Annotated in this window: 26 protein-coding genes, 1 tRNA gene and 2 pseudogenes; 17 read left to right on the top strand and 12 right to left on the bottom strand. The window is 49.7% G+C overall.

What is annotated here, in order from left to right:
* Nucleotides 1–4: 4 nt before the first annotated feature.
* From O71_RS16280 to O71_RS16270, 3 genes are all read left to right on the top strand, one after another.
* On the top strand, nucleotides 5–799 hold the full coding sequence (locus O71_RS16280; protein WP_081490525.1) for an NAD(P)-dependent oxidoreductase: 795 nt from the start codon (nucleotides 5–7) through the stop codon (nucleotides 797–799).
* Nucleotides 800–1,117: 318 nt separating this feature from the next.
* On the top strand, nucleotides 1,118–1,591 hold the full coding sequence (gene greA / locus O71_RS16275) for a transcription elongation factor GreA (protein WP_007658900.1): 474 nt from the start codon (nucleotides 1,118–1,120) through the stop codon (nucleotides 1,589–1,591).
* 4 nt (nucleotides 1,592–1,595) lie between these two features.
* Nucleotides 1,596–1,997, top strand: a complete 402-nt coding sequence (locus tag O71_RS16270; protein WP_007658899.1) for an HIT family protein — start codon at nucleotides 1,596–1,598, stop codon at nucleotides 1,995–1,997.
* Between the two features lie 67 nt (nucleotides 1,998–2,064).
* On the opposite strand, the gene O71_RS16265 is transcribed toward O71_RS16270, so the two are convergent.
* The 4 genes and pseudogenes from O71_RS16265 to ruvC form a co-directional block, all read right to left on the bottom strand.
* Entirely contained in the window at nucleotides 2,065–3,132 is a 1,068-nt protein-coding gene (locus O71_RS16265; RefSeq protein ID WP_007658897.1) for an MlaD family protein, read from the bottom strand.
* Entirely contained in the window at nucleotides 3,133–3,912 is a 780-nt protein-coding gene (locus tag O71_RS16260) for an ABC transporter ATP-binding protein (protein WP_007658896.1), read from the bottom strand.
* Nucleotides 3,912–4,729, bottom strand: a pseudogene (locus O71_RS16255) (MlaE family ABC transporter permease). Before O71_RS16255 ends, O71_RS16260 begins: the two are co-directional and overlap by 1 nt.
* Nucleotides 4,730–5,163: 434 nt before the next feature.
* Entirely contained in the window at nucleotides 5,164–5,730 is a 567-nt protein-coding gene (gene ruvC, locus O71_RS16250; RefSeq protein ID WP_040574461.1) for a crossover junction endodeoxyribonuclease RuvC, read from the bottom strand.
* Nucleotides 5,731–5,755: 25 nt separating this feature from the next.
* Here ruvC and O71_RS16245 point away from each other — a divergent pair, with 25 nt between their 5' ends.
* The 9 genes from O71_RS16245 to O71_RS24010 all read left to right on the top strand — a co-directional run bounded on the left by O71_RS16245 (nucleotide 5,756) and on the right by O71_RS24010 (nucleotide 13,542).
* On the top strand, nucleotides 5,756–6,640 hold the full coding sequence (locus tag O71_RS16245) for a lysylphosphatidylglycerol synthase domain-containing protein (RefSeq protein WP_007658892.1): 885 nt from the start codon (nucleotides 5,756–5,758) through the stop codon (nucleotides 6,638–6,640).
* A 103-nt stretch (nucleotides 6,641–6,743) separates the two neighbouring features.
* Nucleotides 6,744–7,880 carry a glycosyltransferase gene (locus tag O71_RS16240; protein ID WP_007658891.1) on the top strand — a complete coding sequence of 379 codons (1,137 nt, stop codon included), beginning with the start codon at nucleotides 6,744–6,746 and terminating at the stop codon, nucleotides 7,878–7,880.
* Nucleotides 7,873–8,130, top strand: coding sequence for a hypothetical protein (locus O71_RS16235; protein WP_007658890.1), 258 nt, complete (start codon nucleotides 7,873–7,875; stop codon nucleotides 8,128–8,130). The genes O71_RS16240 and O71_RS16235 overlap by 8 nt, the downstream gene beginning before the upstream one ends.
* Before the next feature lie 220 nt (nucleotides 8,131–8,350).
* Nucleotides 8,351–9,574: a GAF domain-containing SpoIIE family protein phosphatase gene (locus tag O71_RS16230; RefSeq protein WP_007658889.1), complete on the top strand. Its 1,224-nt coding sequence runs from the start codon at nucleotides 8,351–8,353 to the stop codon at nucleotides 9,572–9,574.
* A gap of 161 nt (nucleotides 9,575–9,735) precedes the next feature.
* The gene (locus O71_RS16225; protein ID WP_007658887.1) at nucleotides 9,736–10,371 is read left to right on the top strand and encodes a polysaccharide deacetylase family protein; all 636 of its coding nucleotides are present in this window, start codon (nucleotides 9,736–9,738) and stop codon (nucleotides 10,369–10,371) included.
* Complete coding sequence (locus O71_RS16220) at nucleotides 10,368–11,459, top strand: glycosyltransferase (RefSeq protein ID WP_007658885.1); 1,092 nt, start codon at nucleotides 10,368–10,370, stop codon at nucleotides 11,457–11,459. The genes O71_RS16225 and O71_RS16220 overlap by 4 nt, the downstream gene beginning before the upstream one ends.
* Before the next feature lie 77 nt (nucleotides 11,460–11,536).
* Nucleotides 11,537–12,304, top strand: a complete 768-nt coding sequence (locus tag O71_RS16215) for a TatD family hydrolase (RefSeq protein WP_040574472.1) — start codon at nucleotides 11,537–11,539, stop codon at nucleotides 12,302–12,304.
* Nucleotides 12,305–12,307: 3 nt separating this feature from the next.
* Nucleotides 12,308–13,372: an asparaginase gene (locus tag O71_RS16210; protein WP_007658881.1), complete on the top strand. Its 1,065-nt coding sequence runs from the start codon at nucleotides 12,308–12,310 to the stop codon at nucleotides 13,370–13,372.
* 82 nt (nucleotides 13,373–13,454) lie between these two features.
* A tRNA-Ser gene (locus tag O71_RS24010) sits at nucleotides 13,455–13,542 on the top strand.
* A 65-nt stretch (nucleotides 13,543–13,607) separates the two neighbouring features.
* Here the strand turns inward: O71_RS24010 and O71_RS16205 are convergent.
* Nucleotides 13,608–13,892 carry a hypothetical protein gene (locus O71_RS16205; RefSeq protein ID WP_007658879.1) on the bottom strand — a complete coding sequence of 95 codons (285 nt, stop codon included), beginning with the start codon at nucleotides 13,890–13,892 and terminating at the stop codon, nucleotides 13,608–13,610.
* 423 nt (nucleotides 13,893–14,315) lie between these two features.
* Here O71_RS16205 and O71_RS16200 point away from each other — a divergent pair, with 423 nt between their 5' ends.
* The 4 genes from O71_RS16200 (at nucleotide 14,316) to O71_RS16185 (ending at nucleotide 18,717) form a co-directional block, all read left to right on the top strand.
* Nucleotides 14,316–15,086: a carboxypeptidase-like regulatory domain-containing protein gene (locus tag O71_RS16200; RefSeq protein WP_007658877.1), complete on the top strand. Its 771-nt coding sequence runs from the start codon at nucleotides 14,316–14,318 to the stop codon at nucleotides 15,084–15,086.
* 32 nt (nucleotides 15,087–15,118) lie between these two features.
* Nucleotides 15,119–16,756 (top strand): outer membrane beta-barrel family protein, encoded by a 1,638-nt coding sequence (locus tag O71_RS16195; protein WP_155800963.1) that lies wholly within the window; start codon nucleotides 15,119–15,121, stop codon nucleotides 16,754–16,756.
* 553 nt (nucleotides 16,757–17,309) lie between these two features.
* Entirely contained in the window at nucleotides 17,310–17,984 is a 675-nt protein-coding gene (locus O71_RS16190; protein ID WP_192811698.1) for a sensor histidine kinase, read from the top strand.
* On the top strand, nucleotides 17,977–18,717 hold the full coding sequence (locus O71_RS16185) for a LytTR family DNA-binding domain-containing protein (protein ID WP_007658867.1): 741 nt from the start codon (nucleotides 17,977–17,979) through the stop codon (nucleotides 18,715–18,717). Before O71_RS16190 ends, O71_RS16185 begins: the two co-directional genes overlap by 8 nt.
* A gap of 186 nt (nucleotides 18,718–18,903) precedes the next feature.
* Here O71_RS16185 and rlmH read toward each other — a convergent pair whose 3' ends face one another.
* Both rlmH and O71_RS16175 read right to left on the bottom strand, forming a co-directional pair.
* On the bottom strand, nucleotides 18,904–19,377 hold the full coding sequence (gene rlmH, locus O71_RS16180; protein WP_007658865.1) for a 23S rRNA (pseudouridine(1915)-N(3))-methyltransferase RlmH: 474 nt from the start codon (nucleotides 19,375–19,377) through the stop codon (nucleotides 18,904–18,906).
* A gap of 93 nt (nucleotides 19,378–19,470) precedes the next feature.
* Complete coding sequence (locus tag O71_RS16175; protein WP_007658864.1) at nucleotides 19,471–20,517, bottom strand: AI-2E family transporter; 1,047 nt, start codon at nucleotides 20,515–20,517, stop codon at nucleotides 19,471–19,473.
* Nucleotides 20,518–20,776: 259 nt separating this feature from the next.
* Here O71_RS16175 and O71_RS16170 point away from each other — a divergent pair, with 259 nt between their 5' ends.
* Nucleotides 20,777–21,013, top strand: a complete 237-nt coding sequence (locus tag O71_RS16170) for a hypothetical protein (RefSeq protein ID WP_007658863.1) — start codon at nucleotides 20,777–20,779, stop codon at nucleotides 21,011–21,013.
* Between the two features lie 171 nt (nucleotides 21,014–21,184).
* Here O71_RS16170 and O71_RS16165 read toward each other — a convergent pair whose 3' ends face one another.
* The 5 genes and pseudogenes from O71_RS16165 to O71_RS24375 all read right to left on the bottom strand — a co-directional run.
* The gene (locus O71_RS16165; protein WP_007658862.1) at nucleotides 21,185–21,436 is read right to left on the bottom strand and encodes a hypothetical protein; all 252 of its coding nucleotides are present in this window, start codon (nucleotides 21,434–21,436) and stop codon (nucleotides 21,185–21,187) included.
* A gap of 203 nt (nucleotides 21,437–21,639) precedes the next feature.
* Nucleotides 21,640–22,725 carry an ABC transporter permease gene (locus O71_RS16160; protein ID WP_007658861.1) on the bottom strand — a complete coding sequence of 362 codons (1,086 nt, stop codon included), beginning with the start codon at nucleotides 22,723–22,725 and terminating at the stop codon, nucleotides 21,640–21,642.
* A complete protein-coding gene (locus O71_RS16155) occupies nucleotides 22,722–23,486 on the bottom strand; it encodes an ABC transporter permease (RefSeq protein WP_007658860.1) in 765 nt (254 codons plus the stop codon). The genes O71_RS16160 and O71_RS16155 overlap by 4 nt, the downstream gene beginning before the upstream one ends.
* Before the next feature lie 253 nt (nucleotides 23,487–23,739).
* Nucleotides 23,740–24,105, bottom strand: coding sequence for a hypothetical protein (locus tag O71_RS16150; protein ID WP_007658859.1), 366 nt, complete (start codon nucleotides 24,103–24,105; stop codon nucleotides 23,740–23,742).
* A 7-nt stretch (nucleotides 24,106–24,112) separates the two neighbouring features.
* Nucleotides 24,113–24,374, bottom strand: a pseudogene (locus tag O71_RS24375) (ABC transporter substrate-binding protein); the annotation flags it as partial.

Genomic DNA, 24,374 nt, shown 5'->3' with positions numbered 1-24,374 from the left:
CAAAATGCGGATTACAGCGGAAACGATTAAGCTAGCTGATCAGCTCAGGTTTGTGGCACGGGCAGGTGCCGGGCTGGATAACATCGATGCCGAAGCGCTGCAGGAGCGAGGTATAGCGCTGATCGGGGCTAATGAAGGCAACCGGCAGGCGGTGGGGGAGCATGCCTTGGGTATGCTGCTCAGTCTGATGCGCAACATCACCCGTGGTGACCGGCAGGTACGCGACAAGGTATGGCTGCGCGAAGAAAACAGGGGGGAGGAAATCAGCGGCAAAACAGTCGGTATTATTGGCTTCGGAAATATGGGCCAAAGCTTTGCCCGTGTACTGAGTGGCTTCGGCTGCCGTATCCTGGCCTATGACCTCTTTGCCCCTGAAAAGATCTCTGCGCCGGCTGAGCCTGTGTCGCTCGAAGTTTTACAGGCAGAAGCAGATATCGTGAGTCTGCATATACCCTATATTCCAGAAAACCGGGCCTTTGCGGATGATGCTTTTTTCCAGGGCTTCAGCAAGCCGATCTGGTTTATGAATACCTCCCGCGGTGAGGTAGTGGACCAGACCGCACTCGTAAGGCATCTGCAAACGGGTAAGCTCAAAGGAGCAGCGCTGGACGTGCTTGAGAATGAAAAGCTTCAGAGCCTGACCGAAGAGCAAAGCCAAAACTTCGATTACCTGAGATCAGCTGATCATGTGGTGCTCACGCCCCATATCGCTGGCTGGACCCACGAGTCTTATGTGAAAATAAACGAGGTGCTGGTACAGAAAATACGGGCCTTGCAGGAGGCTGGAAAGCTTTCTTGAGAATACCTGCCCTGAGGCTGTCCTATGCTGTCAGGTTTACGTATAGAAGAGATGTCGGCACTTAAAAGATTGCCTTCAGGGGCTTGCAAATAAGTATTGCAGAAAAATTTTGTATTAAAATAAATTTGTATATTTGCTCAACACAGTGCCACTGGGGGATGCCCGTGTGCATGTAGCTTGCCCAGAATCCCCGGCTTGTTTTGATGCAGCCAGGCTGAAGAAGAAAAAATTAATCATCAACATATTAGGCAAAAAGAACGGTTATGTTTGACATAGCCGTTCTTTTTGTTTTTGTGTTTTAAAACGTGAAGACATATTATGAGCAACATTTCTTATTACACCGCTGAAGGTTTACAAAAGCTGAAGGAAGAGCTGCATGACCTTAAGACAAAAGGCCGCTCAGAGGTGGCCCGCCAGCTAGCAGAGGCACGCGACAAAGGCGACTTGAGTGAGAACGCCGAGTATGACGCCGCCAAGGATGCACAGGGTCACCTGGAGCTGAAAATTGCCAAACTGGAGGAAGTGGTAGGCAATGCCCGCCTCATCGACGAGTCGAACCTGGACACAAGTAAGGCACTGATTCTCTCCAAAGTGAAGATCAAGAACCTGAAGAACAACATGGTGATGGACTATACCTTGGTGGCGGAAGAAGAAGCGGACCTGGCTTCGGGCAAAATTTCGGTGAAATCTCCGATCGGTAAAGGATTGTTGGGCAAGTCTGTCGGCGAAAAAGCAGAGATAACCGTACCTGCTGGTAAGATCGAGTTCGAAATACTGGAAATTAGCCGCTAAGACTATGGAGCCATCTATCTTCACTAAAATTGTAAAAGGCGAGATCCCTGCTTACAAAATAGCCGAGGATGATCGCTACCTGGCCTTTCTGGATGTATTCCCAACGACTAAAGGCCATACCCTCGTAATCCCTAAGCAACAGATCGACTATTTGTTCGACCTGGATGACGAGCTTTACCTGGGCCTGATGGCATTTGCCAAAAAAGTGGCGGCTGCAGTAGAGAAGGCTGTGCCGTGCAAGCGCATTGGTGTGGCGGTGGTAGGGCTGGAAGTACCCCATGCGCACGTGCACCTGATTCCGCTGAACAAGATGGCAGACATGAACTTTGCCAACAAACAGAAGTTCAGCAAAGAAGAGTTTGAAGAAGTAGCCGAAAAGATCCGGAAGGAGTATGAAGCTGCTTAAGGTATAGCAGTGTATACCTGTAAACAAAAGGGGCGGATCTGAAAGATTCGCCCCTTTTGTTTTTTGCTTAATTTTCTATCAGGATGGAAGGCTTGAATTCCTGCCTGGTGGTGTCTTTGGGTTGTACCTGTTGCGGTGCAGGCTGTTGTTTTTGTTGCTCCTGCTGTTTGGCCTGCTCGCGTGCCTGTCTTCTGAAGAAGCCTCTGAAGAGGATATTGCTTTGCAGCGCCTCCATGTTCTGGTCCAGCTTTTCGGTGCCGGTTTCCAGGTTCTGCATCGTGCTTTGCAGCTGACGGGCAAATTGCTGATCATTCAGAAGTACACCCACGGCGCTGTTGTTATTGTTCAGGCGGCTGCTGGCCGTGCGCAGGTTCTCGGTAATTTCAGAAGTCGAGGCAGTGGCTTCTTCTAACTGTGTCATCGAGTTTTTCAACTGTTGGAATACTTCCTTGTCAGTCGCAAGCTGGTTAGCCAGTCCGCCCGGTGAATTGAGCTTGTTGGTGAAAGCAGAAAGGGAGCGGGAAGCATTCACGGTGCTCTGTGAGGTGCGCTGCAGGTTACCTACTACATCACGGAAGTTCTGCGCCATGGTGGTGTCAGTAAGTAGTGCCCCTACAGTCCCTTCGCCGTTTACCAGGCGGGAAGTGAGCTGCTTAAAGTCACCGGTGATCGCGACCAGGTTCTCGTTGTTCTGCTGCAGCTTCTCCATCAGGTCATCCGTGTTGAGCGGACTTACAGCAGTAATTCTGTCTCCGTCCTGAATTGGAGCGGCTGACTGGGTTCCACCGTCTATCACGATGTTCTTGTTGCCGATGAAGCTTTCAGAGCTGATGCGTGCGGAGGCGTTTTTGCGGATGTATTGCTGCACCTTCTCCTCAATGTTCATGACCACCTCTACCTGCGAGTCGCCATACAGGTTGATGGATTTGATCGTGCCGATCTTCACACCCGAAAACCAGACATTGTTACCGGTTCGCAAACCGGCCACATCGTCGAATATGGCGGTAAGCGTGATTGTGCTGATCAGGCGCTTTTGCTGACCGGCCAGGGTAAAGATACCAGCCACCAGGATCACGATCGCCAGAAACGTGAAAATGCCAACTATAACCGTGCGTTTATTATCTGCAGAACTCATCTAGTCTATAAAGTTGTAGTTATAAAATGATTGTACGCGCTCGTCATTACTGTCGAACACCTCCTCAAACGTACCTTCGCGCTGAAACTGTCCGTCGAGCAGCATCACTACTCTGTCTCCTACGGCGCGGGCGCAGGTAAGGTCGTGTGTGATGATGATAGACGAGGTGTTGAACCTGCTCTGTACTTCGTTGATCAGGTTATTGATCTCGATGCAGGTAATAGGGTCCAGGCCGGCAGTGGGCTCGTCGTAGAGCATGATCTCCGGTTTCAGGATCAGGGTACGGGCAATGCCGATGCGCTTGCGCTGACCACCCGAAAGCTCAGAGGGCATCTGGTTGATTGCCTGCGCAAGTCCTACGGCCTCCAGCACATAGTGAATCAGCTCCTCACGCTCGGCCTCCGACATATGTTTGGCATGCCGCACCAGCGGAAACTCCAGGTTCTCCCGCACGGTCATACTGTCGTACAGGGCGCTGTTCTGAAACGAAAAACCGATCTTAAGCCGGAGCGCATCCAGTTCACGCGGCTTCAGCGTGCCGACTTCCTTGCCCAGCACATTCACTGATCCTTCGTCACCATACAGCAGGCCCGAAATAATCTTGATCAGCACTGACTTACCCGTACCGGAGCGACCCAGCACGACCAGGTTTTCCCCTTTGAACAGGTCCAGGTCCACGCCTTTGAGTACCTCAAAATCGTCAAACGCTTTTTTGAGGCCCCGGATAGAAATCACTTTCTCGTTTCTATCGATATTAGGGTTTATTTCTTTTGCCTCCATTAAAAAGCTCTGATTGCGTTAATGACCTGCATGATAAGCAGCTCTTCGATAAAAATAAGGAACATGGCCGTTACCACAGAAGAGTTAGCCGCCTTGCCCACGCCCTCTGTGCCCTTAGAGGAATTGTAACCTTTGTAGCAGCCCACCATACCGATGGTGAAACCAAAGATCACAGACTTTATCGAAGAGGCAACGATATCCAGAAAGGTGATGGCATCGAACACCTGGTAAAAGAAAGTGGTGAGCGTCGTCAACTCGTTCTGGTGCACGTTGAGGTAGCCGCCCAAAAGAGACACAAGGGTGGTGTACATGGTCAATGCCGGAATCATTAAAGTTGATGCCAGCACCCGGCTCACTACCAGAAATTTAAAAGGGTTAGTGGCTGATACTTCCATCGCATCGATCTGCTCGGTCACCCGCATGGAGCCCAGTTCAGCGCCGATGGCGGAGCCAACCCGTCCAGCTGCAATAAGCGCCGTCACCAGCGGACCGATGGCCCGGATGATCGCCACAGAAATAAGGCAGGCAGGAGCGAGGTGGCACCAAAGTCAGCGAGGGAGGGGCGCGACTGGTTAGTGAATACGATACCGATGATAAAGCCAGTGAGTGAGATGAGCGGCAGGGAGCGCACGCCTATTTCGTAACACTGCTTGATAATTTCTTTGAACTCGTATGGCGGGAACCACATCTCCTTGAAAAACCGCGCATTAAAACGGTATATATTGGCCAGCTCGACAAATATTCTGTCGAGTCTGCGTGTCGTTACATACCTGCGCCGGGCTGGAGCACTTCCCGGTTTATTTTTGTCTAAATCCATTTAAGCTTTTTAGGATTCATCTGTTCGCTGGCCCAAGTATAGGCAGCGGCAAATTAACTCAAAATTAAGAAGAAGCCTGATGCTATACTTAACTGTGTTCGCAAAAACATGTTTAAACTTTGTTTAGGCGTGATATTTTGCATAAAGTGCAGGCTGAATTTTCGCCCTCGCACAAAGCTGATTCATCAGGCTTATAAGCCTTACGAAAGATAGAGGCGATTTTTTACAAATCTGCGAAATATTTTCAAAAGCTTATACTTGGGGGAGTTTAAGGGTGGGGAGTTGAGGGGGTTAGAGAGCGGTGAATTCAAAAAGTATGAGACACACTTTGCCTGTCATTTCGAATACAATGAGAAATTTGGCATAATGCAGTTCGAAGTCCAGATTTCTCCCAAAGGTCGAAATGACAGGATAGGGCGAACAATACAGTAAGATTAAAGCTTTCTCTCCGGATTGTCGGTCAGGAAGGCTTTCCAGGAGTTGGCGCCTTTCTTAGCGTTATTGCCTTTCTGGTAATGGTGGCAGAGGGCCACGGACAGGGCGTCGGTGGCGTCGAACATCTTCGGGTCGGGCTGAATTTTGAGGATCTGCACCAGCATGCTGGCCACCTGCTCCTTGGAGGCGTTGCCGTTTCCGGTTACCGACTGCTTTACTTTTTTGGGGGCGTACTCCACATAGGGGATGTCGCGGGAAAGGGCGGCGGCGATGGCAACTCCCTGTGCGCGACCGAGTTTGAGCATACTCTGCACGTTCACACCAAAGAAAGGCGACTCGATGGCCAGCTCGTCGGGCAGGTATTCGTCGATGAGCTGTATCATGCGGTCAAAAATTTTCTTTAACTTGATGGCGTGGTTGCTGTAGCTTTTGAGGTGAATAACGCCATACTGCACTACTTTTACCTTGGAGCCTGTCACTTCAATCAGGCCGTAGCCCATCACTTGTGTACCAGGGTCAATGCCAAGTATTAATTTATTGGGTGGGAGTGCAGAAGAGTAAACCATAGGAGGCGCAATTTAAGACAATATCTTGAACATTACCCGCAACAGAAGGTTCCTTTTAGTCGCCGGCAAAATTGTCGTGGTGGTGCTTACGCTATACTTCCTGTACCTGGCCATCTTCACCGTGCCCGACACCCTGCTTTCCTGGCAGGGTATACTGCAGTCGGCCCGCCAAAGCGACTATACCTTTCTGCTGATTTTAAGTGCCCTGCTTATACCTGCCAACTGGGGGCTGGAGGCCTGGAAGTGGCAGCTGCTGGGACAAAAGCTGGAGCGCATTTCATACCTGCGGGCTTTCCGTGCCGTGATGGTGGGGCTCACGCTTGGCTTCATCACCCCCAACCGGCTTGGCGACTATGCCGGCCGTGTGCTGGAGCTCAAAAGCAAGGAGCGGCTGGAAGGTATAGGCGCTGTGTTTATTGGCCGTTTTTGTCAACTGGTGGCGACGGTACTGGTGGGCTCGCTGGGCCTGATCTACTTTGCCTTGCTGCTCTACTGGAGAGATTATCCGGCTATTTGCCTGAGTGTATTTTTCCTGTTGCTCGTGCTCAATGCGGCCTTGCTACTACTGCTCTTCAATGCCCGTGCCATGGTGGCGCTGGTCGCTGCGGTTGGACCGCTGCGAAAACTGGCAAAGTACCTGGCTATCATGGGGCGCTATACCTTCATGGAGATGAACCGGGTACTGTTGCTGTCGCTCGTGCGCTACTTCGTGTTTCTGCTGCAGTTTGTACTGCTGCTCATTTTGTTTGAGGTGCGGCTTAGTCCGGTGGAGTACCTCAGTGGCGTATCGACTGCTTTCTTTCTGAAGTCAGTAGTGCCCTCGGTGTCATTGCTCTCGGATCTCGGCGTGCGGGAACTGTCGGCCATGTACGTGTTCGGCTGCTGGGGCAGGAGCGGCTGCAGGTGCTGAGTGCCAGCCTGAGCCTGTGGCTGCTGAACATCGTAGTGCCGAGTGCTGTGGGTCTGTTTTTTGTGCTGCGGCTGAAGCTGGGCAGGAGAGGAGGTGCCGCCTGATGTTTGTGTTGCTGCTGCTTTCGCTGCTAGCCTATGCTTGGATCATTCTGCGCTGTCTATCTGCCTGGAAGCGTCTCCCTATACCTACTGTACCTGCCGGTTTTATACCTGCGACCCAACTCTCCGTTATTATACCTGTGCGCAATGAGGCACGGCAGATACTGAATTTACTCCGCGATTTAGAATCACAAAATTACCCGGCGGAGCTCTTTGAGGTACTAGTGGTGGACGATCACTCCGATGACGGAACTGCTCAGCTGATACAGGAATTTATACCTGCTACTAAGTTGAATTTGCGTCTGATCCGGCTTGCTGGGCACACGGAATCGACGGGCAAAAAAGCCGCTATCAAACAAGGTATAGCGCAAACCAGTAATGAGCTCCTGGTCTTTACCGATGGTGACTGCCGTGTGCAGCCGGACTGGCTTCTATGCTTCGCCTATACCTACGAAACGCAGCAGTCATTTTTCATTTCAGGACCTGTGAGCTTCCACAATACCCATACCTTGCTGGAACGCATGCAACTGGTCGAGTTCGCATCGTTGATCGGGGTAGGGGGAGCCTCTATCGGGCTGCGACAACCCAATATGTGCAATGGGGCCAACCTGGCTTATACCCGGGAAGTGTTCGAAGAGGTAGGGGGCTTTGCGGGAAACGAAGGAATAGCCAGCGGTGATGATGAATTTTTGCTACACAAGGTAAGCCAGCTATACCCGGAGCGAATTGCTTTTTTGAAGCATCCCGGAGCCACGGTGTATACCGAGGCACGCAAGACGGTGCGTAGTTTTATAGCGCAGCGGGTGCGCTGGGCCAGCAAGTGGCGGAGCTATCAGAGCCTGAATGTGAAACTGGTGGCACTTACTGTGTTTACCGTCAATTTACTGCTGTTTCTGGCCATACCGGGCTTACTGCTCGGCTGGCTTTCGTTTTGGACTTTTCTGGCGGCCTATGCTGCTAAGTTCCTGATAGATTTCCTGTTTTTAAACCAAATACTGACTTTCATGGGGCGACAGAATTATCTGATTTTTATGCTTCCCCTGCAGCTTGTTTACATTCCTTACGTACTATATACCGCCATCAGTGGCCTCACAGGTTGCTATACATGGAAAGGCCGAATCATCCGAAATCATGACTGAAAACGAATTTGCTATCATGGACGAACTTTATTTTGTGACGTCCTACGCTGACCTCAAAAGCAGCAGCACACTAACTGACGAAGAACTCTGCACTGCCCTGCGCGACCTGATTTCCAAAGGCTATATCAGAATCCTATACCCGGACCCGGACACGGAGCATGCATACGATGAGTCCACCTTTGGAAAGCACTGCCAGAAATACTTTTACCTGGCCACCAAAGCAGGATTGGTAGTGCATAACTCTATCTGATGGTGATGATTTCACCGCAAGGCCGAACAAATACCTGGACTACGTAGTTGCAAGTGTGCGCATGCGACGAATACGTATTATTTCAAAGGAATTGTAGGGTGTGGTAAATAATGCGATTGATTTTTTGTAAATTTACCCGGTATATGCCTGCGTGACAGGTGTAACTGGCGGCAGAGCCCCCTAGTGCGGGTTTCTCGCCAACCCTAAACTATGAAACCGAATGCCTGATATAGTAGCTCCGAACATACAGCAAGAGTTAAACCTCAAAAAGCTGGAATTATCGGCCTTGTTGGAAATCACGCAGGCGATTAACGACAACCTGCCCGAAGAGGCGCTCTACAAAATCTACCGCTTCACGCTGCTCGCCCAGTTGCAGATCAACCGATTGGCCCTGTTTGTGCACGACGAGAAGTGGGACTGCAAAGTAAGTTTTGGCACTGACCTGGAAGCCGCCAAGCAACACCTCCCCGAAACTATTCTCGAACTCAAGGAAATCACCCGCATGTCCAAGCTGAGCGTGGACAAGAAGTGGCGTAATTTCGAAATTGTGATCCCGATTCTGCACAATGGCAAAGTGCTCGCCTTTGTGATGATCGGCAAGATTCAGCCTTACTATACCAATATTGAGGCGCTGAACTTCGTGCAGACGGTGAGTAATATCATGCTCGTGGCCATCGAAAATCACCGCATGGCCCGTCAACGACTGGCACAGGAATCGATCCGGAAAGAGATCGAGATTGCCCGTGAAGTGCAGTCCATGCTCTTTCCAAAAAAGCTGCCCAACGACAAAGACGTGGCCATCCACGCCAGTTACATTCCGCACTCTTCCATTGGGGGCGACTACTACGACTTTATTGAGATAGACAAGGACCAGTTTCTGTTCTGCGTGGCCGATGTGTCTGGTAAGGGTGTACCAGCTTCGCTGCTAATGTCGAACTTTCAGGCAGGTCTGCGCACAATCATACGCCAGACATCGGATCTGAACACGGTCGTTTCTGAGCTTAACCACCTGATTTACCGCAATGCGATCGCTGAGAAGTTCATCACAACATTTGTCGCCATCTTCAACCGCAGTACCCGCGAACTGAGCTACGTGAACGCCGGCCACAACGCCCCGGTTCTGCTCTACGAAAACAACACCCACGACCTGCTCAATGATGGCTGCACCATGCTGGGCGTGTTTGATGTACTGCCATTTATGAACGTGGGCAAGATACATGTGCCGCACAATGCCGTGCTGCTTTGCTATACCGACGGTCTGACGGAGGTGTTTGACGAAGATGAATCGGAATTCGGTATTGAAGGTACGATCGACTTCCTACAGAAAAACCGCTTCCTAAGCTCTAAAATGCTGCACCTGCAATTGCTCAACGCCATCAACCTTTTCAACGAAGAAGCTTCTTTCAACGACGATATTACCTTGCTATCGTGTAGGTTTAAATAGATTAATTGTTGATTGTTATTTGTTAAATTGTTGATCTTCAATTAAGTTGATAATACCCTGTCCATGCACTACAAACCCGCTAAATGCTTCACTGCACGTGTCAGTATCGCACCTACAGGTACAATGTATAACATTCAGTAATCAACAACTTAACAATCAAATTGCTCCGCCTTTACAAGACACCCGCTTTGCTTCGCCGGCTTTTGCCTGGCTATACCTGGCTGCGGGAAGAGCGGGGGAAAGTGCTATACCTGACTTTCGATGACGGACCTATACCGGAGGTGACTCCCTGGGTGCTGGAGCAATTAGCGCAATACAGAGCCCAGGCTACTTTCTTTGCCGTAGGTGATAATATAGTGAAGCACCAAGATATAGCAGAGCAAATTTTAGCGGCGGGGCATCGGCTCGCGAATCATACGCACAACCACCTGCGTGGCTGGGAAACTTCGCTGGAGCGTTACCTGGAAAATGTGCAGCAGTGTCAGCAGGAACTGGAACGGCTAAACCCCATTGCAGCGCAGCCAAAGCTCTTCAGACCTCCTTACGGGCGCATTACATTGAAACAGGCAGCAGCCCTGCGACCAGCTTATGAACTAGTGATGTGGGACGTGCTCACCAACGATTACGACCGTTCGCTTAGTCCCGAAAAATGTCTGCGTGAAGCTATTCGCTGTACCCAAAGCGGCAGCATCATCGTATTCCACGACAGCCTGAAGGCCCAGCGAAACATGCAATACGCCCTGCCCCGTTTTTTAGACCATTTTACCGCACAGGGCTATACCTTCCAGACCCTATGATGGTATCCGTTGCCTATTTTATACTTTACTTCATTGTCTTTACAGCGCTTCTCATGTTGCTGCTCTTCAACCGCAGGCGCTATACCTCAGCGGTTTTAGACTTTCCGCAGGTCAGCATCCTGATCGCTGCCCGAAACGAGGAGCATAACATTCTGGCTTGTCTGCAGGCCATTGCCGCGCTCGATTACCCAGCTGATAAGATCGAAGTACTGATAGGTGATGATGGCTCCACGGATCAGACGCGGGCCCTGGTAGAAACCTATATAAAGAACAAGCCCGGCTATACCTGCCTACCGATTACAGACACAGTTGGACAGACGAGGGGCAAGGCCAATGTGCTGGCGCAGCTGGCCAGCAAAGCAAGCTCCGACATCTTCCTCTTCACCGACGCCGACATCGAAGTGCCTCCTACCTGGGTAAAGGCTATGTTGGCTGGGCTGGATGAAAAGGTGGGCGTTGTGACAGGGCTAACCACTGTAACAGGCAGTCGTCTGTTCGACAAGATGCAGCGGATGGACTGGCTGTTCTCGATCGGGCTGATGCAGGTGTTCAGTGACCTCAACATGCCGGTTACCACCATGGGCAACAACATGCTGCTCACCCGCAAGGCCTATGAATCGGTGGGAGGTTTTGAAAACATTCCGTTTTCGATCACAGAAGATATCGCCATATTTAACCAGATCCTAAAGCGTGGCTTCGGCTTCCGGAATCTGTACAACAACGACGCACTGGCCCTGTCTGCACCTGCCCCCAGTTACGGTTCACTGCTGGAGCAGCGCAAGCGCTGGATGCGCGGCTCGGTGTACATGCCCCTATATATGTTTGCGCTTTTTGTGCTGCACTCGGCCTACTATCCTGTGCTAATCCCTTTCTTTTTCAAAGCATCACCAGGGATAGCGCTCAGCATTGCGATCGTCAAACTCCTGCTTCAAAGTCTGTTCATGCACATCTGCCTCAAGCGCCTGCACCGAAGTGCCTCCTGGTGGCATTACATTGTCTTTGAGCTATACCTGCTGGTGACTACTTTTATTCTGATCCTATACTTCTTTTTGCCTACCAAAGTCAGGTGGAAAGGGAGGAAGTATTAGGAGTTTATACTTCTCCTTGCAGCCTTAGCCATTAGTTCGGACCTTTGTGCCGAGATTTTTGATCCAAAATGACACAGATGACTTTAGTTGATTCGCACGCACATATCTATTCAGAGCAATTTAAGCAGGACCGTGAGGAGGCGCTTGCCAGGGCGCTGGCCGAGGGGGTAGAGAAGATCTACATGCCCAACATTGACCATACCTCTATTGATATCATGCTGGAGACGGAGGAGAAGCACCCAAACCAGTGCATCGCTATGATGGGCCTGCACCCGACTTCAGTGGACAAGGACTTTGAGAAGGAGCTATACCTGGTGGAGGAGTGGCTGGATAAACGCAAGTTCGCAGCCGTGGGTGAATGCGGCATCGACCTGTACTGGGACAAGACTTTTCTGACGCAGCAGCATGAGGCCCTTAGAGTGCAGGTAGAGCTGGCCAAAAAGCACCAACTGCCCATCGTGCTCCATACCCGCGACTCTTTTGATGAAACCTACGAGATCATCGCCGCTGCGCAGGATGGCACTTTAAAGGGTATATTCCACTGTTTTTCGGGCACTGTGGAGCAGGCTGAGAAGGTAAAGGAGCTCGGCTTTCTAATGGGTATAGGCGGAGTGGCCACGTTTAAGAACGGTGGCCTCGACAAGGTGCTGCCGCATGTGAGCCTGGATGACCTTGTGCTCGAAACGGACTGCCCATACCTGGCCCCCGTACCGCATCGTGGCAAGCGCAACGAGCCCGTATACCTGCCATTGGTGGCCCGCCGCGTGGCCGAACTGATGCAGAAGCCCGTAGAGGAAGTGGCCCAAACCACAACCCGCAACGCCTTCAACCTCTTCAAACTCTAAGCGATGGACGTAGTTAAAACCAATATTGACACCGCCGCACCTGCACATGCGGAGGCCTCCATTCTGATCATTTACACGGGCGGAACGGTAGGTATGGTGTATGACGAAAAGCACCACCTGGTGCCATTTAACTTTAGTCAGATACTGCAGAAGGTACCCGAGCTTAGCAACTTCAAGTACATGCTGACGGTGCTAAGCATAGAGCCGGCCATTGATTCGTCTAACGTGGCGCCAAGTGACTGGCTGATGCTGGCTAACCTGATCCGCGATAACTACGCTGACTACGATGGCTTTGTGGTGTTGCACGGCACAGATACCATGGCTTACAGCGCCTCCGCGCTTAGCTATCTGCTCGAGAACCTGGAAAAGCCCGTGATCTTTACGGGGGCGCAAGTACCAATTGGGCGAACTCGCACCGATGCCCGCGCCAACCTGATCTCAGCCCTGCAAATAGCAGCTACGAAGGTTAACGGCAAGAGCATCGTGCCGGAGGTTTGCATCTATTTCCACAACCTGCTTATCAGAGGTAACCGGGCCAAGAAGGTAGAGAGCCGACACTTTAATGCCTTTAAGTCGGAGAACTACCCGCTGCTTGCCAAAGCGGGCATTAGCATCGATTTTTATGAAAGCGCTATTCTGCCGCATCCCGAAAAACCGCTGCATGTGCACCAGCAGCTCGACGACAATGTAGCGATCCTGAAGCTCTTCCCGGGCATAACGCCTCAGGTGATGCGCAGTGTGCTCGAAGCGCCGGGACTGCGTGGTATCGTGTTGGAGACGTTCGGGGCAGGCAATGCGCCTACTGCAGGCTGGCTGCTCGAGCTGCTGGAAGATGCTATCTCTAGGGGTATCTATATTTTGAATGTGTCGCAGTGCGACGAGGGTAGGGTAGACCAGGGCCGTTACGAAACCAGTAAATTCCTGCTCAACATGGGGGTGATCGGCGGCGATGACATCACGACAGAAGCGGCTATCACAAAATTGATGTTCGTGCTGGCTCTCGACCTGCCGGCAACACAAACCCGTGAAATGCTTGCCAGTAACCTTCGTGGTGAGATCAGTATTTAACCTGGTGCAATATATTTATAAGGTATAGCCGAGCAAAAATTTGCGATAGTGTAAGTTATTGGCGTATATTTGCACCCATAATAGAGAGCTGTCCGAGTGGTCGAAGGAGCACGCCTGGAAAGTGTGTATACCCCAAAAGGGTATCAAGGGTTCGAATCCCTTGCTCTCTGCTGCATAACCCAAAATAGCCTGTAAGTTATTCACTTACAGGCTATTTTGTTTGGTGTTTACTTCATTAATTCCACGACTTGTAACCAACTTCCTGTACCTTTTTTTGCTCCATGTAGGGCTGCCAGTTCACAATCAGCACCTTTTCATCCTCGAGTAGGAAGTAGCCATAATCATAGCAGAAGTAATAGGTATTGCCCTGTTTGGTGCGGTAGAGGTGGGTGAAGTGGCGGAAGTCGAAGCCGGCCAGTTGGAGCAATTTGCGGCGCAGCGTGGTCTTTCCCTCGGGGCTGAAATGCTGCAGCACAAAGCGGTTGTGCCGCAGCTTGATGTTGATGCTGAGATTTACCAATTATTTACGGGAGCTGTGTAGAATTCCCCTCTTGAGAGAGGCTAGGTGTGTGTGTCTTTCTGATTAAGTACCACTGCTCCAGCATCTAACAAGCAGCAGGAATTGGAATCCATAAAACGATTTGACAAAACGCAGCCTAACCCAGCATTGCCGTAACCCCTCGCTAAGCTGCGGGCTTCGGCTGCACAACCCCTTCCGATCATAATGGACCAGCACTTCAAATCTTTATACAACTAGCAAATAACCAAAAATAGCAATAAACTGCAGTTTCGGAATTTAGAGCAGTATATTTTATGCTGGCCAGATTGCTTGAAATATATCAGAGTTATCTATACAACGTCGAAGCCTCAGCCACTTTCGTCGAATAAAATCGGTGAAAATGTGGGTGTATAGTTACTTGGTCTGTGAATAAAATAAAAGCTCATGGAACAGACCTCTTCCCCCAAACAACTCATTACCCTACTCACCTGCATCTGCCTGTCACTTGTATCTGCTATACCTGTATTGGCACAGGGCAAGGTGAGCGGCATAGTGAAAGAAGACGCATCGAATGCAGCATCCTTTGCTACAGTAACACTTTTGGCAGCAACAGACAGCAGCTTGGTAAAAGGCAAAGTGACTGACGAGAACGGACAATTTGTATTCGAAAACTTACCTTACGGACAATATCTGGTAGCAGTAAGGTATGTGGGGTTTCAGCCCACGTTTTCTGAAACGATTCGCATACAGGCTGACCAGGCTGTGCAAGATATTGGCATTTTGCAACTGCTACGAAACACCAACCAGCTAGGCGAAGTGCTGGTACAGGCGCAACGGCAGGTCGTGGAGCGCAGCCCCGACCGCTATACTTTGAACGTAGAGGCCAGCACTTTTCAAACCGATAATTTGCTGGATATTTTTCGGGCGATGCCCTTTGTGCAGGTGCAGGGCGAGAGTGTGACGGTGAACGGGAAAGGCGGTATCCTGATTCTGTTGGACAAGGTGCAGATGCCTGGCGCCACCATGCAATCCATCATGGCCACTATGACAGGCGATGAAATTGAGAAGATTGAGTTTATCACCAACCCCTCTTCCCGCTATCCCGCCAACATCAGCACCGTCATCAGCATTACCACCAAAAAAGCACGAACGCTTGGTCTGACAGGATCCGCTCGCAGCACCGTATCCCAAGGTATACGGGTAGGGGGTTGTTAGGTACGTCCCTTACCTATCGCCAGCAAAAATGGGTGAGTAACCTCAATCTCAACTACGACAGGTCGTTAACGCACTCTACGCACGATGGCTACAGAGCGGCTCTCACAGGAAACAGCCCTGTACTGCACGAGCACTACTTTTTTCGATATAACAATTCCACACCATCTGTTAGAGGTATGGCAGAGTACCAACTGTCGAATAGGCATGCATTAGGTGTACAGGCAAGCTATGTGCATAAGGTAGTCGACAAAAGTTCTACGGTCAGCAAGCAGGTTGATTTTGCGAAGCAGCTCAAAGGTATACCTGACTCTACACTGTTAGCAGACGGGCGGGAATACTCCACCAGGCAGGTACAGACCTACAGCATGTACTACACAGGCAAACTCGATAGCCTGGGCAAATCTGTTGATTTGATTTTTACTTATACTCCAATCCAGCATAACATGACGACCGAGATTCTCTCACAAAACATGTATAATCCGGATGGGCGTCTTTTAGAAAGTTTGAGAAGCGTACGGAATGACAATCCGAGCAACGCTAACATTATGGTCGGGCAGATGGATTGGGAGCTCCCTTTCCGGAACAACTTGAACATATCGGTAGGCTCCAAAATGACACTTTCGAGCAACCGCACGCAGCCAACGCAAGAATATCTGCAGGACGGGCGATTTGTCCGGGATGAAGCCTTTAGTTTTGAGAATGTATTCTCGGAGAATATTCTGGCAGGCTATACCAGCCTGGACAAGCAGCTAGGCAAAACCACCCTGCGGGCAGGTATACGGGCAGAACATGCTACCATGTTAGTGGAGGACGAAGTAACGAAGCGCAGACCGGTTGCTCGCACCTTTACCGATTTGTTCCCGAGCCTGATGTTGAGCCGTCCCATGACCGACAACCTGAACATGACCTTTAACTATCGCAAATCGGTACAGCGGCCAGGTTTCAGCGTGCTTACGCCTTACCGCATTTATATGGATGAATTTACTATAGAAGAGGGCAATCCAACCTTGCTGCCCAAGTACACACATGCTATTTCGGTAAATGGCATTTATAAAAACAACCTGTTTGTGGAGCTCGAGTACAGGCACGAGCAGAACGTGTTTACGAATCTACCGGTGAACATTGACGGCGTGGCTTACTGGAAGAATAGAAACTTTGACATGACATCAGTAGGGGTGAACGCCAACTACAGTTACCAGATGACCAACTGGTGGTCTGGCAGTGTCTTCGGTATGGGCGCTTATATGGCATCTGCTATGGATCAGGAGAATTTCCGGGACGTGACTATACCCAGCACCATTTACCATAGCGTGGGCTGGCAAAACAGTTTTTCCTTGCCACGCGACTTGAAACTGGAGACAGGATTTAACTACACGGGTCCGTTTAACTATGGTTTGGCTGAAGTGGTACGCAGCCACTATACCCGCGTAGCGCTGAAAGGGAGCATGCTAAACAAACAACTGCAATACACAGTGGCGGTTCTCGACCTATTCAGGGGTAACGTGGAGGGGGGAGTGGTGAGGAGCTCGAACGTGCTAACCCAAGTGGTGAGCTATAGAGACGCCAGAAGGGTGCAACTGGGGGTGATATACAAGTTCGGCAAGCAAACCGTGAAGTCGGCAGTCAGCAAAAAGCTGGGGAACGAAGACGTAGTGAATAGAGCCAATTAAACTGGCTATACTGTATTCCGAGCGAGACAATTTTACCAAAAAGATAGTTTTTTTTATTATATTGTTCGACCTAAACTGCGCCGCACCTCAGGAATAACAATATTTCATTTCCTCTCTAGTATGAGAACACTTACCTTTAATAAGCAAGCGTCCCTTTACCCTAACCAGTCAACGCGCCTGCTTTGGCACCTCGTATTCTGGGGCTTTATGTCCTGCCTTAGTGTAGTGAACACTGCGTATATGTTCAATACAAGCCTGCTGAACCTATCCACGCTTAGTTATGCCTTTCTTACAATTAGTGGTTATTTATTTTAACCATACTATGTTGTCTTACTATGGCTTGGGGTTCATTCAAAACAAGCATTGGGTTAAACTTTTGGCGCTGTTATTACTCCTATATTTTGTTTGCACCATTTTAATACAGTCCCTCAGCCCGTTATCGGCCTTGTTCCCTGATAATCAACGCATGCGTATCTATAGCGAGCGAATCTATATTAATAGCATTGCCGATATTTTCTCATTGAACACGTTTATCTGGATTTTCTCCATACCTATGTTTGGGACGCTGTTTGCGTTTGCAGCCAAAACGTTAAAAAACAGCTACGAAGCCAACAAACGAAACGCAATGTTGCAAAAGGAGAAAACTGAAATGGAGCTGAACTTCCTGCGGGCGCAGATCCACCCGCACTTCCTGTTTAACACGCTCAACAATATTTACGGCATGGTGATGGAAAACGAGCGGGCAGGGCAGGTGGTGCTGAAGCTGTCGGACTTACTGCGCTTTTCGCTCTACGAGAGCAGTGGTATGCGTATACCCATCGGGCGGGAAGTGGAATTTCTGGCAGACTATATCAACCTGGAGCAGATACGCCACCACAACACCCGCGTGGCTATTAGCTATGATTTTGATCACATCAAAAACAAGGAGACTCCTATCGTGCCGCTCTTGCTCATCAGCTTTGTAGAGAATGCCTTTAAGCACGGCGTTAACGCCACCATCGGCAAGGCCTGGGTGCGCATTAGTTTGAAGCAGGAGGGCGATACGATTTTGTTTCATGTAGAAAACAGCAAGCCCGACACCAAAAAAGAGCGCCCTGCCACCACAGGTATAGGTATAGAGAACGCAAAACGTCGCCTCGCTTTGCTTTATCCCGACAAACACCATTTGAACATCACCGAAACAGCTGATTCCTATAAAGTCAGCCTAACGCTCCACATAAATGATTAAGCCGCTACGCTGTGTTATCATAGACGATGAGCCCATCGCCCAGGAGATTATTGCCAAGTATGTGGCTCGTGTGCCTTTCTTGGAATTAGCAGCCGTGTGCGATAATGCCATTGAGGCCCTTGTCACTATTCGCGAAGAGCAGCCTGACCTGATATTTCTGGACATCAACATGCCCGAAATGACAGGGCTGGAAATGCTGAAACTCACGCAGGCACACCAGCTGCAGGCAATCCTGACCACCGCCTATCCTGATTATGCTCTGGATGGGTATGAACTGGCAGTGGCTGACTACCTGCTCAAACCTATTTCCTTTGAACGGTTTTTGAAAGCCGTAAACAAGGTAGATGAGCAGGTACGGTTACAGCGTGCTGTCAACCAGCCTGCTGATAAAGTAACCTCCAAAAACGACACCAATCAGCACAACATCTGGGTAAGACAGGATAAAAAGCTTATACAGATTAATACAGACGATTTGATTCTGGTAAAAGGTATGAAGGACTACATTCAACTATACCTGTCCGACCAGAAAATCCTGACGCACATGACGATGGCAAAGATAGAGGAGAAGCTGCCCGCTGCGCAGTTTCTTCGGGTAAGCCGTTCCTACATCGTGCGCAAGTCGGCCATTAGGGCGATAAACGGTAATATGATTGAAACAGAATTGCAAGAGGAAATTTTGATTGGAAGCACATACCGGGAACATATTAAGCGAGAGATTGCCGAGTGGTTGTGATAATGATGATCAGTCTGTAAAGATCGCCGCTAAGGTTTAGAAAGTCCGTTCTGATTGAATAGGTGTTATTCTCATTAATATAACAGCTAATAATGAAAGTCAGATCTTGCTTGATAAAGATACATATTAGCTATTCATACTTTCAGGGCAGTGGCGCCACCTTATAGCCTGAAATGTAGGTCTTCTTCAATCATGATGATACTTCTCCCCCCTCAGAATCGTAAAACCCCGGTATAGTTGCTCTACAAAAAACAAGCGGACCATTTGGTGGGAGAAAGTCATTTTTGAAAGAGAGATCTTGTCGTTTGCCCGTTCGTAAATAGCAGGAGAGAAGCCGTAGGCGCCCCCGATGATGAAAACCAGGTTAGTAGTGACGGAGTTAAGCTTCTTTTGCAGGAAATGTGCGTACTCGGTAGAGGTAAAGGTTTTGCCTTTTTCGTCGAGCAGCACCACGTGGTCGCCGTCCTGTAGCTTTTGGAGAAGCAGTTTGCCTTCGGCCTCTTTCAGGTTATCCGCGGTGAACTTTCCTCCCTGTTTTATGTCAGGTATAATGATGAACTCGAGCGGATGGTAATGCTTCAGCCGCTTCATATACTTCTGTATGCCCTCTTCCAGAAATGCCTCGTCTGTTTTACCGATCGCGATGAGCTTGATTTTCATGTAGTACTTTTTCTGCCAATTTCGCTTAAAATGCCGTGTTTCGCAAATTTGCACGGAACCAGGGAGGTATAGGTCAGTACCTGGTAAGCAGCTTTACTGATTTTTGGGAAGGTCACGCTCGAGGTAGTCTTTTATGTAAAGCTCCCGCACAAACACCTGCAGCACAGCCACCAACGGGGCAGCCAGTATCACGCCAAGCGGACCGACCAGTATACCGAAAAGTACCAGCGAGAGAAGGGTGATCACAGGTGAAATGTGCACGGTTTTTTCAAATAAGAGGGGCGCTAGCAGATAGCTTTCAATAGACTGAATGATGAAGTAAAGGATGGCTACATACAGCGCCGTCATGGGGCCGTCCAGAAAGGCGATCAGGATGGCTGGAACAGAAGCAAGAATGGGACCGACAGTAGGAATGAAATCCAGGAAGAAGGCGATCACGGCCAGCGCCAGCGCCATGGGTATGCCGAGCAACATCAGCCCGACCGCCGTGAGTATGCCCACGAACACCATAGTGACGAGCTTCCCGAATAGCCACCACTTGAGTGTTTCATAACTTTTGTCCAGTACTTCCCACAGCCGTGTGCGGTGCCGTACTGGTACCAGACTAACTATGCCCTTCTGGTACTGTGCCGGGCTCGATGCGAAGAAGATGCCGATCACAATCACGATAAACAGATCGGTGATAATGCTGATGGTGGAGGTAAAAAAAGTCTGAGCCTTGTTCACGATCTCCTGTGTTTCAGGCATCATACTCTCCTGACTGCTCTCGAGCTCGTCGAGCGCCTTTGCGCCCCAGCTTGTTCGGCCCAACTGGTCCTTTAGTCGTTCGATGGAAGAGGGCAAGGTCTCACGTAAATCTTCTATCTGCGCTTGCACGGTAGGGGCTATGAGCCAACCCGCAAGAAAAATCAGCCCGAAAAACAACAGCGAGGAAAGCGCCAAAGCCAGCCCTTTGCCCACACCTGTTTTATCATGCAGCCAGTTAGTCATGGCACGTAGCAGCACGGCAAACAGGATGCTGGCGAACACCAGGAAGAAAAAATGCACAGCATATAAAACCAAAGCCAGGGCGCCACTTAACAACAATACCACTGAGGTGGTAATGACAACTTTGCGGGTAAATGAGATTTCTTGCTTCATGCACGTGTAACTATGTGGTAGCGTTCGTTTCAGGTTTTATTCCTTGAAAGTTTATACTCGTTGCGTACCGTAAAGGATATTGCATGCACCTTTTGCCATTAATGATAGCTACTTGATAGGAGTGATGGAATTTTAGCAGGCGTGATTGTTTAGCTTAATTCTAAATTACTGTATAACAAGGGTTGTATGCAACCTGTTGTGGGTGATAACAGGTAAATATGGATTAGAAGAATAATGTAGGACTTAAAACTTTTTAGATATGGAAGCAACATGCAATAACTGCAATCATTGGGAGCAGGACCCAAACAAAGTACAACTTCAGAGCAATGAATTTGGCTTGTGCGATGAGTTAACCGGGCAGCATGCCCTGGAGCCGGCCTATGTATTGCCGCTGGTACATGAAGGACCGGAAGACAAGAAGCCCAGGAAATTTGAGATGATTACAGGCGCACAGTTCGGCTGCAATCACTTCAGTGAGCGCAAAGGGTGGGTATAAGCCCTATGAGATAGGCTACAAAACAAATGCCCTGCAGGGGACTGCAGGGCAAATGCCTAATCTAAACACAAACAACCAACACTAATATTATCTATTTAATCTATTTCTATTCTATCTGTTCTATCTATTCAATTCTATTCTATTCTATTCTCAAGGTGTAGCGGCCTTGTATTAGTAGCGCAGGTAAGGCATGTTGTTTACCCCGGAGAGCGAGTCCAGTATACCTACGAAATAATCGCCTATAAACAGACCAGTTCCTTTCTTAACCGCGTCTGAGCCTAATGACGAATTTATCACCTCCCCATCAATAGTGGAGTATTCCTGCGAATCCTCAATCTGGGAATTGCTTTTTGTAGTTTTTAAGTTGTTGTGGCAGCCAATGCTCTGCTTTGACATACCGACTGTGCTTTCATAGATCTTCATGTGATTGGGTAGTTTGGTTTTGTATGATACAATAATACAGTAACGCACTCTCCTAACACAGGAAACATATTTTCACAAGGTAACTTGTGTTATTTTTATTATAATTATTAATAGGTTGATGTGGTGTGCTTTAATGCCTTCTTGTTTGGGTAATATCAAGCCGTATGTGAGAGGGTGTATGGTGAAAAGTAACAATAGGGTATTTACTTTTTATGCTGTAAGAAACGCAGCATGTAATAGCTGAAAGTCTGTAGAGCGAGAACTGTGAGCGATAGCATGGCACCAGGTATAGCAACGAGCCACCAGGCAGACGTGTTTGTGCGAATACCAGCTATCATCCTGCCCCAACTTACCAGGTCTGTGCTTACACCGATGTTCAGAAATGACAGCGTAGACTCCAGCATGAGCAAACCGGCTAAGCCAAATGAAAATGCGACCAGCACCGGCCCCAAGAGGAGTGGAAGTGCTTGGCGCACCAGAAGACGTTTTTGTGTGAATCCAAGACTCGTGGCGGCCTCAAAAAAGGGCAGTTCTCTGATACGGAGCATCTCTGCTCTTGTCAACCGGGCCGTTCCTGTCCAGAAAGTAAGTACGAGCAAAACTGATAGAGCTGGCAGGGTAGGTGGTACAATAGCCGCTAGTACCAGTATCAAAATTAATCGGGGGATGCTCGTCTGCACCTCAATTATCCGTAGCAAGAGCTCATCAGTTGGAAAATGAATCGTCCTGCTGAGAAAAGGGATTCGACTGAAAAGCGGTGCAAGAACAATGACAAACACAAAAGTCAAACCGATGGCAACAGTGCCTGTGAGTAAGAAATCAGAGTAGGTGGCTCCCTGGCTATACAACATAATAGGGAGGTAGATACCATAATAGGTAAAAGGCAACAGGGCGAAGAGCAGAGCTGTCAGCAAGGACCGGCTCAGCCGCAGACGGCGATTTCCAAAAAGGCCCGCTATTGCTCCAAGTGTTAAGCCGATCAGGCTGGCCATCACCATAACAGGCAGACTGATGGCAAATGCCGTACGGACACCATACAACACATTAGCTAATACATCACGGCCGAGGCTATCCGTTCCGAGCCAGTGCCTGGGTTTGTACGTTTCGTTTCCCCAAGCCAGTGGCGCCTGGTAGATCTGCTCCAGGTCCAGTTCGTTTGGCCCGTAAGCAAGTGGCAACCAGGGAAGAGCCAGTGCGACAACAGCCAGCAAAATCAGGTATAGCAAGGATAGCCTGAAAGCCGGTGCCAGCTGCCATACCTCACGCGCTATGTGCCATAGCTTTTTCATGATGCATGAGCACGTATACGCGGGTCAGCCAGGGCATAAAGCAGGTCAGACATAAGGTGCGATATCAACCTGAACACAGCTGCGATGACAACGATGCCTACTATAACCGGATAGTCACGAGCCAGTACAGTTTCAACGAGCAACCGGCCAACACCAGGTATAGCAAAAATGGTTTCGACAATAACGGCGCCCGCCACCAGGGCAGGCAGGTAATCAGACAAAAGCGTGATGACAGGCAGTAGGGCATTGCGCAGCATGTGCCTGCGAATGACGCGATGCTCAGAAAGGCCTTTTGCACGTGCCGTGCGGATATAGTCCTGCCCCGCGACTCCTGCCATCGCCTGGTAAAACTGATTGGTGAGGTAAGGTAGGTTGGCCAGCACCAGGCAAAGCATCGGGAGTGCCATGAATTGCAGCCATTGGCCCATTTGCTGTAGCCAATTCTGGTCGGAAACACTGTAGTAGCCCATACCATATACCGGAAAAAGCTGTAAAAATGCAGGACTCGCCAGCAGCACCAGCAGGAGCATGGCCAGGACGAAGAGGGGCACGCTATCCAGCAGGAAAAGGGAGGGAAGCAGTGTGCTGCGCCAGATGCGCCCGGAGCGGCGTATCATCAGGATGGCCATTTCAAGGGCCAGCAATGCCGCCACGACGATACTGGCCAATAACAGCCACCAGGTGTTACCGACCGCTTCGCCCAGCACTGTGGTCACGGGCCTGCCGTCCCGCAGTGAAGTTCCCAGGCTTCCTTTTAACAAACCGGCTATCCAGCGGTGGTACTGATTTTGTGAACCATGCCATTGTAGGGATGGGAGTAAATAGGTGTAGCTGGAGGAATCAGTCAGTAAGTTGTCACCCTTAACTATCAGCTCAGAAGTAATAGCTGACCTGGCAGGTAATTGCTGTGCTATACCTGACAGGGCTTGCCGGAGTTCGGCGTGCTCCTGGTGACTATAGATTGAGAAGAGATGCTGTTGTACCTGCAGGCGCTCTGTTTCAGAGAGGACTTTTTCAAACTTCTTTCAGGCTTCTGGAAAAGTGGGTGGCAGCCATAGGGTTGCCATACTGCCAGGAAAGCTTTTTCAAGAAGGTGCGATCACGCTCCGGGAAAATACGGTGCAGTGTATCAGGTAAGGCGGCGGAGGTGATACTAAAATAAAACAGCGGCAGGTCCTGCCCGGTGGCCTCTAAAAACTGGCGGTAGTTATGCTCGCGCGATGCAGCATCGCTTCGGCTGTAATAGCCCGCTTCCTGCTGCCCCAGGCTGGAGCTTCCAAAAGCGCCTGGCATCAGTTTGCTCAGCAAAAAAATTACAGATGCTATAAACCAGAGCGTAGGTATAGCCAGAAGAAGCCGCCTGAATACAAAAGTGGCCATAGCATCATCAAGGCTTAAGCATAAATGAACTCAGGTCATAATAAGGGCGTACACCCGACACCCTGGTATTGGTGAACCTGCTGTGTATAGCTATTTTTTCTTTTCGGAAATAAAGCGGCACAAAAGCAGCTTCTTCCTGTATGATCTCCTGTAACCTGTGCAGTTGCCGGGCTTTGTCAGTCTCGCTTTCAGTTTCATTGATCTGGTTCAGCAGCTGATCGCTCTCAGGCGTGCCAAAGCCGGTGGTGTTGAACCCGCCGGCCGGCAAG

It is taken from the genome of Pontibacter sp. BAB1700 (genome assembly GCF_000277005.1).
Classification (GTDB): Bacteria; Bacteroidota; Bacteroidia; order Cytophagales; family Hymenobacteraceae; genus Pontibacter; species Pontibacter lucknowensis.
This window is presented reverse-complemented; position numbering and strand designations above follow the sequence as displayed.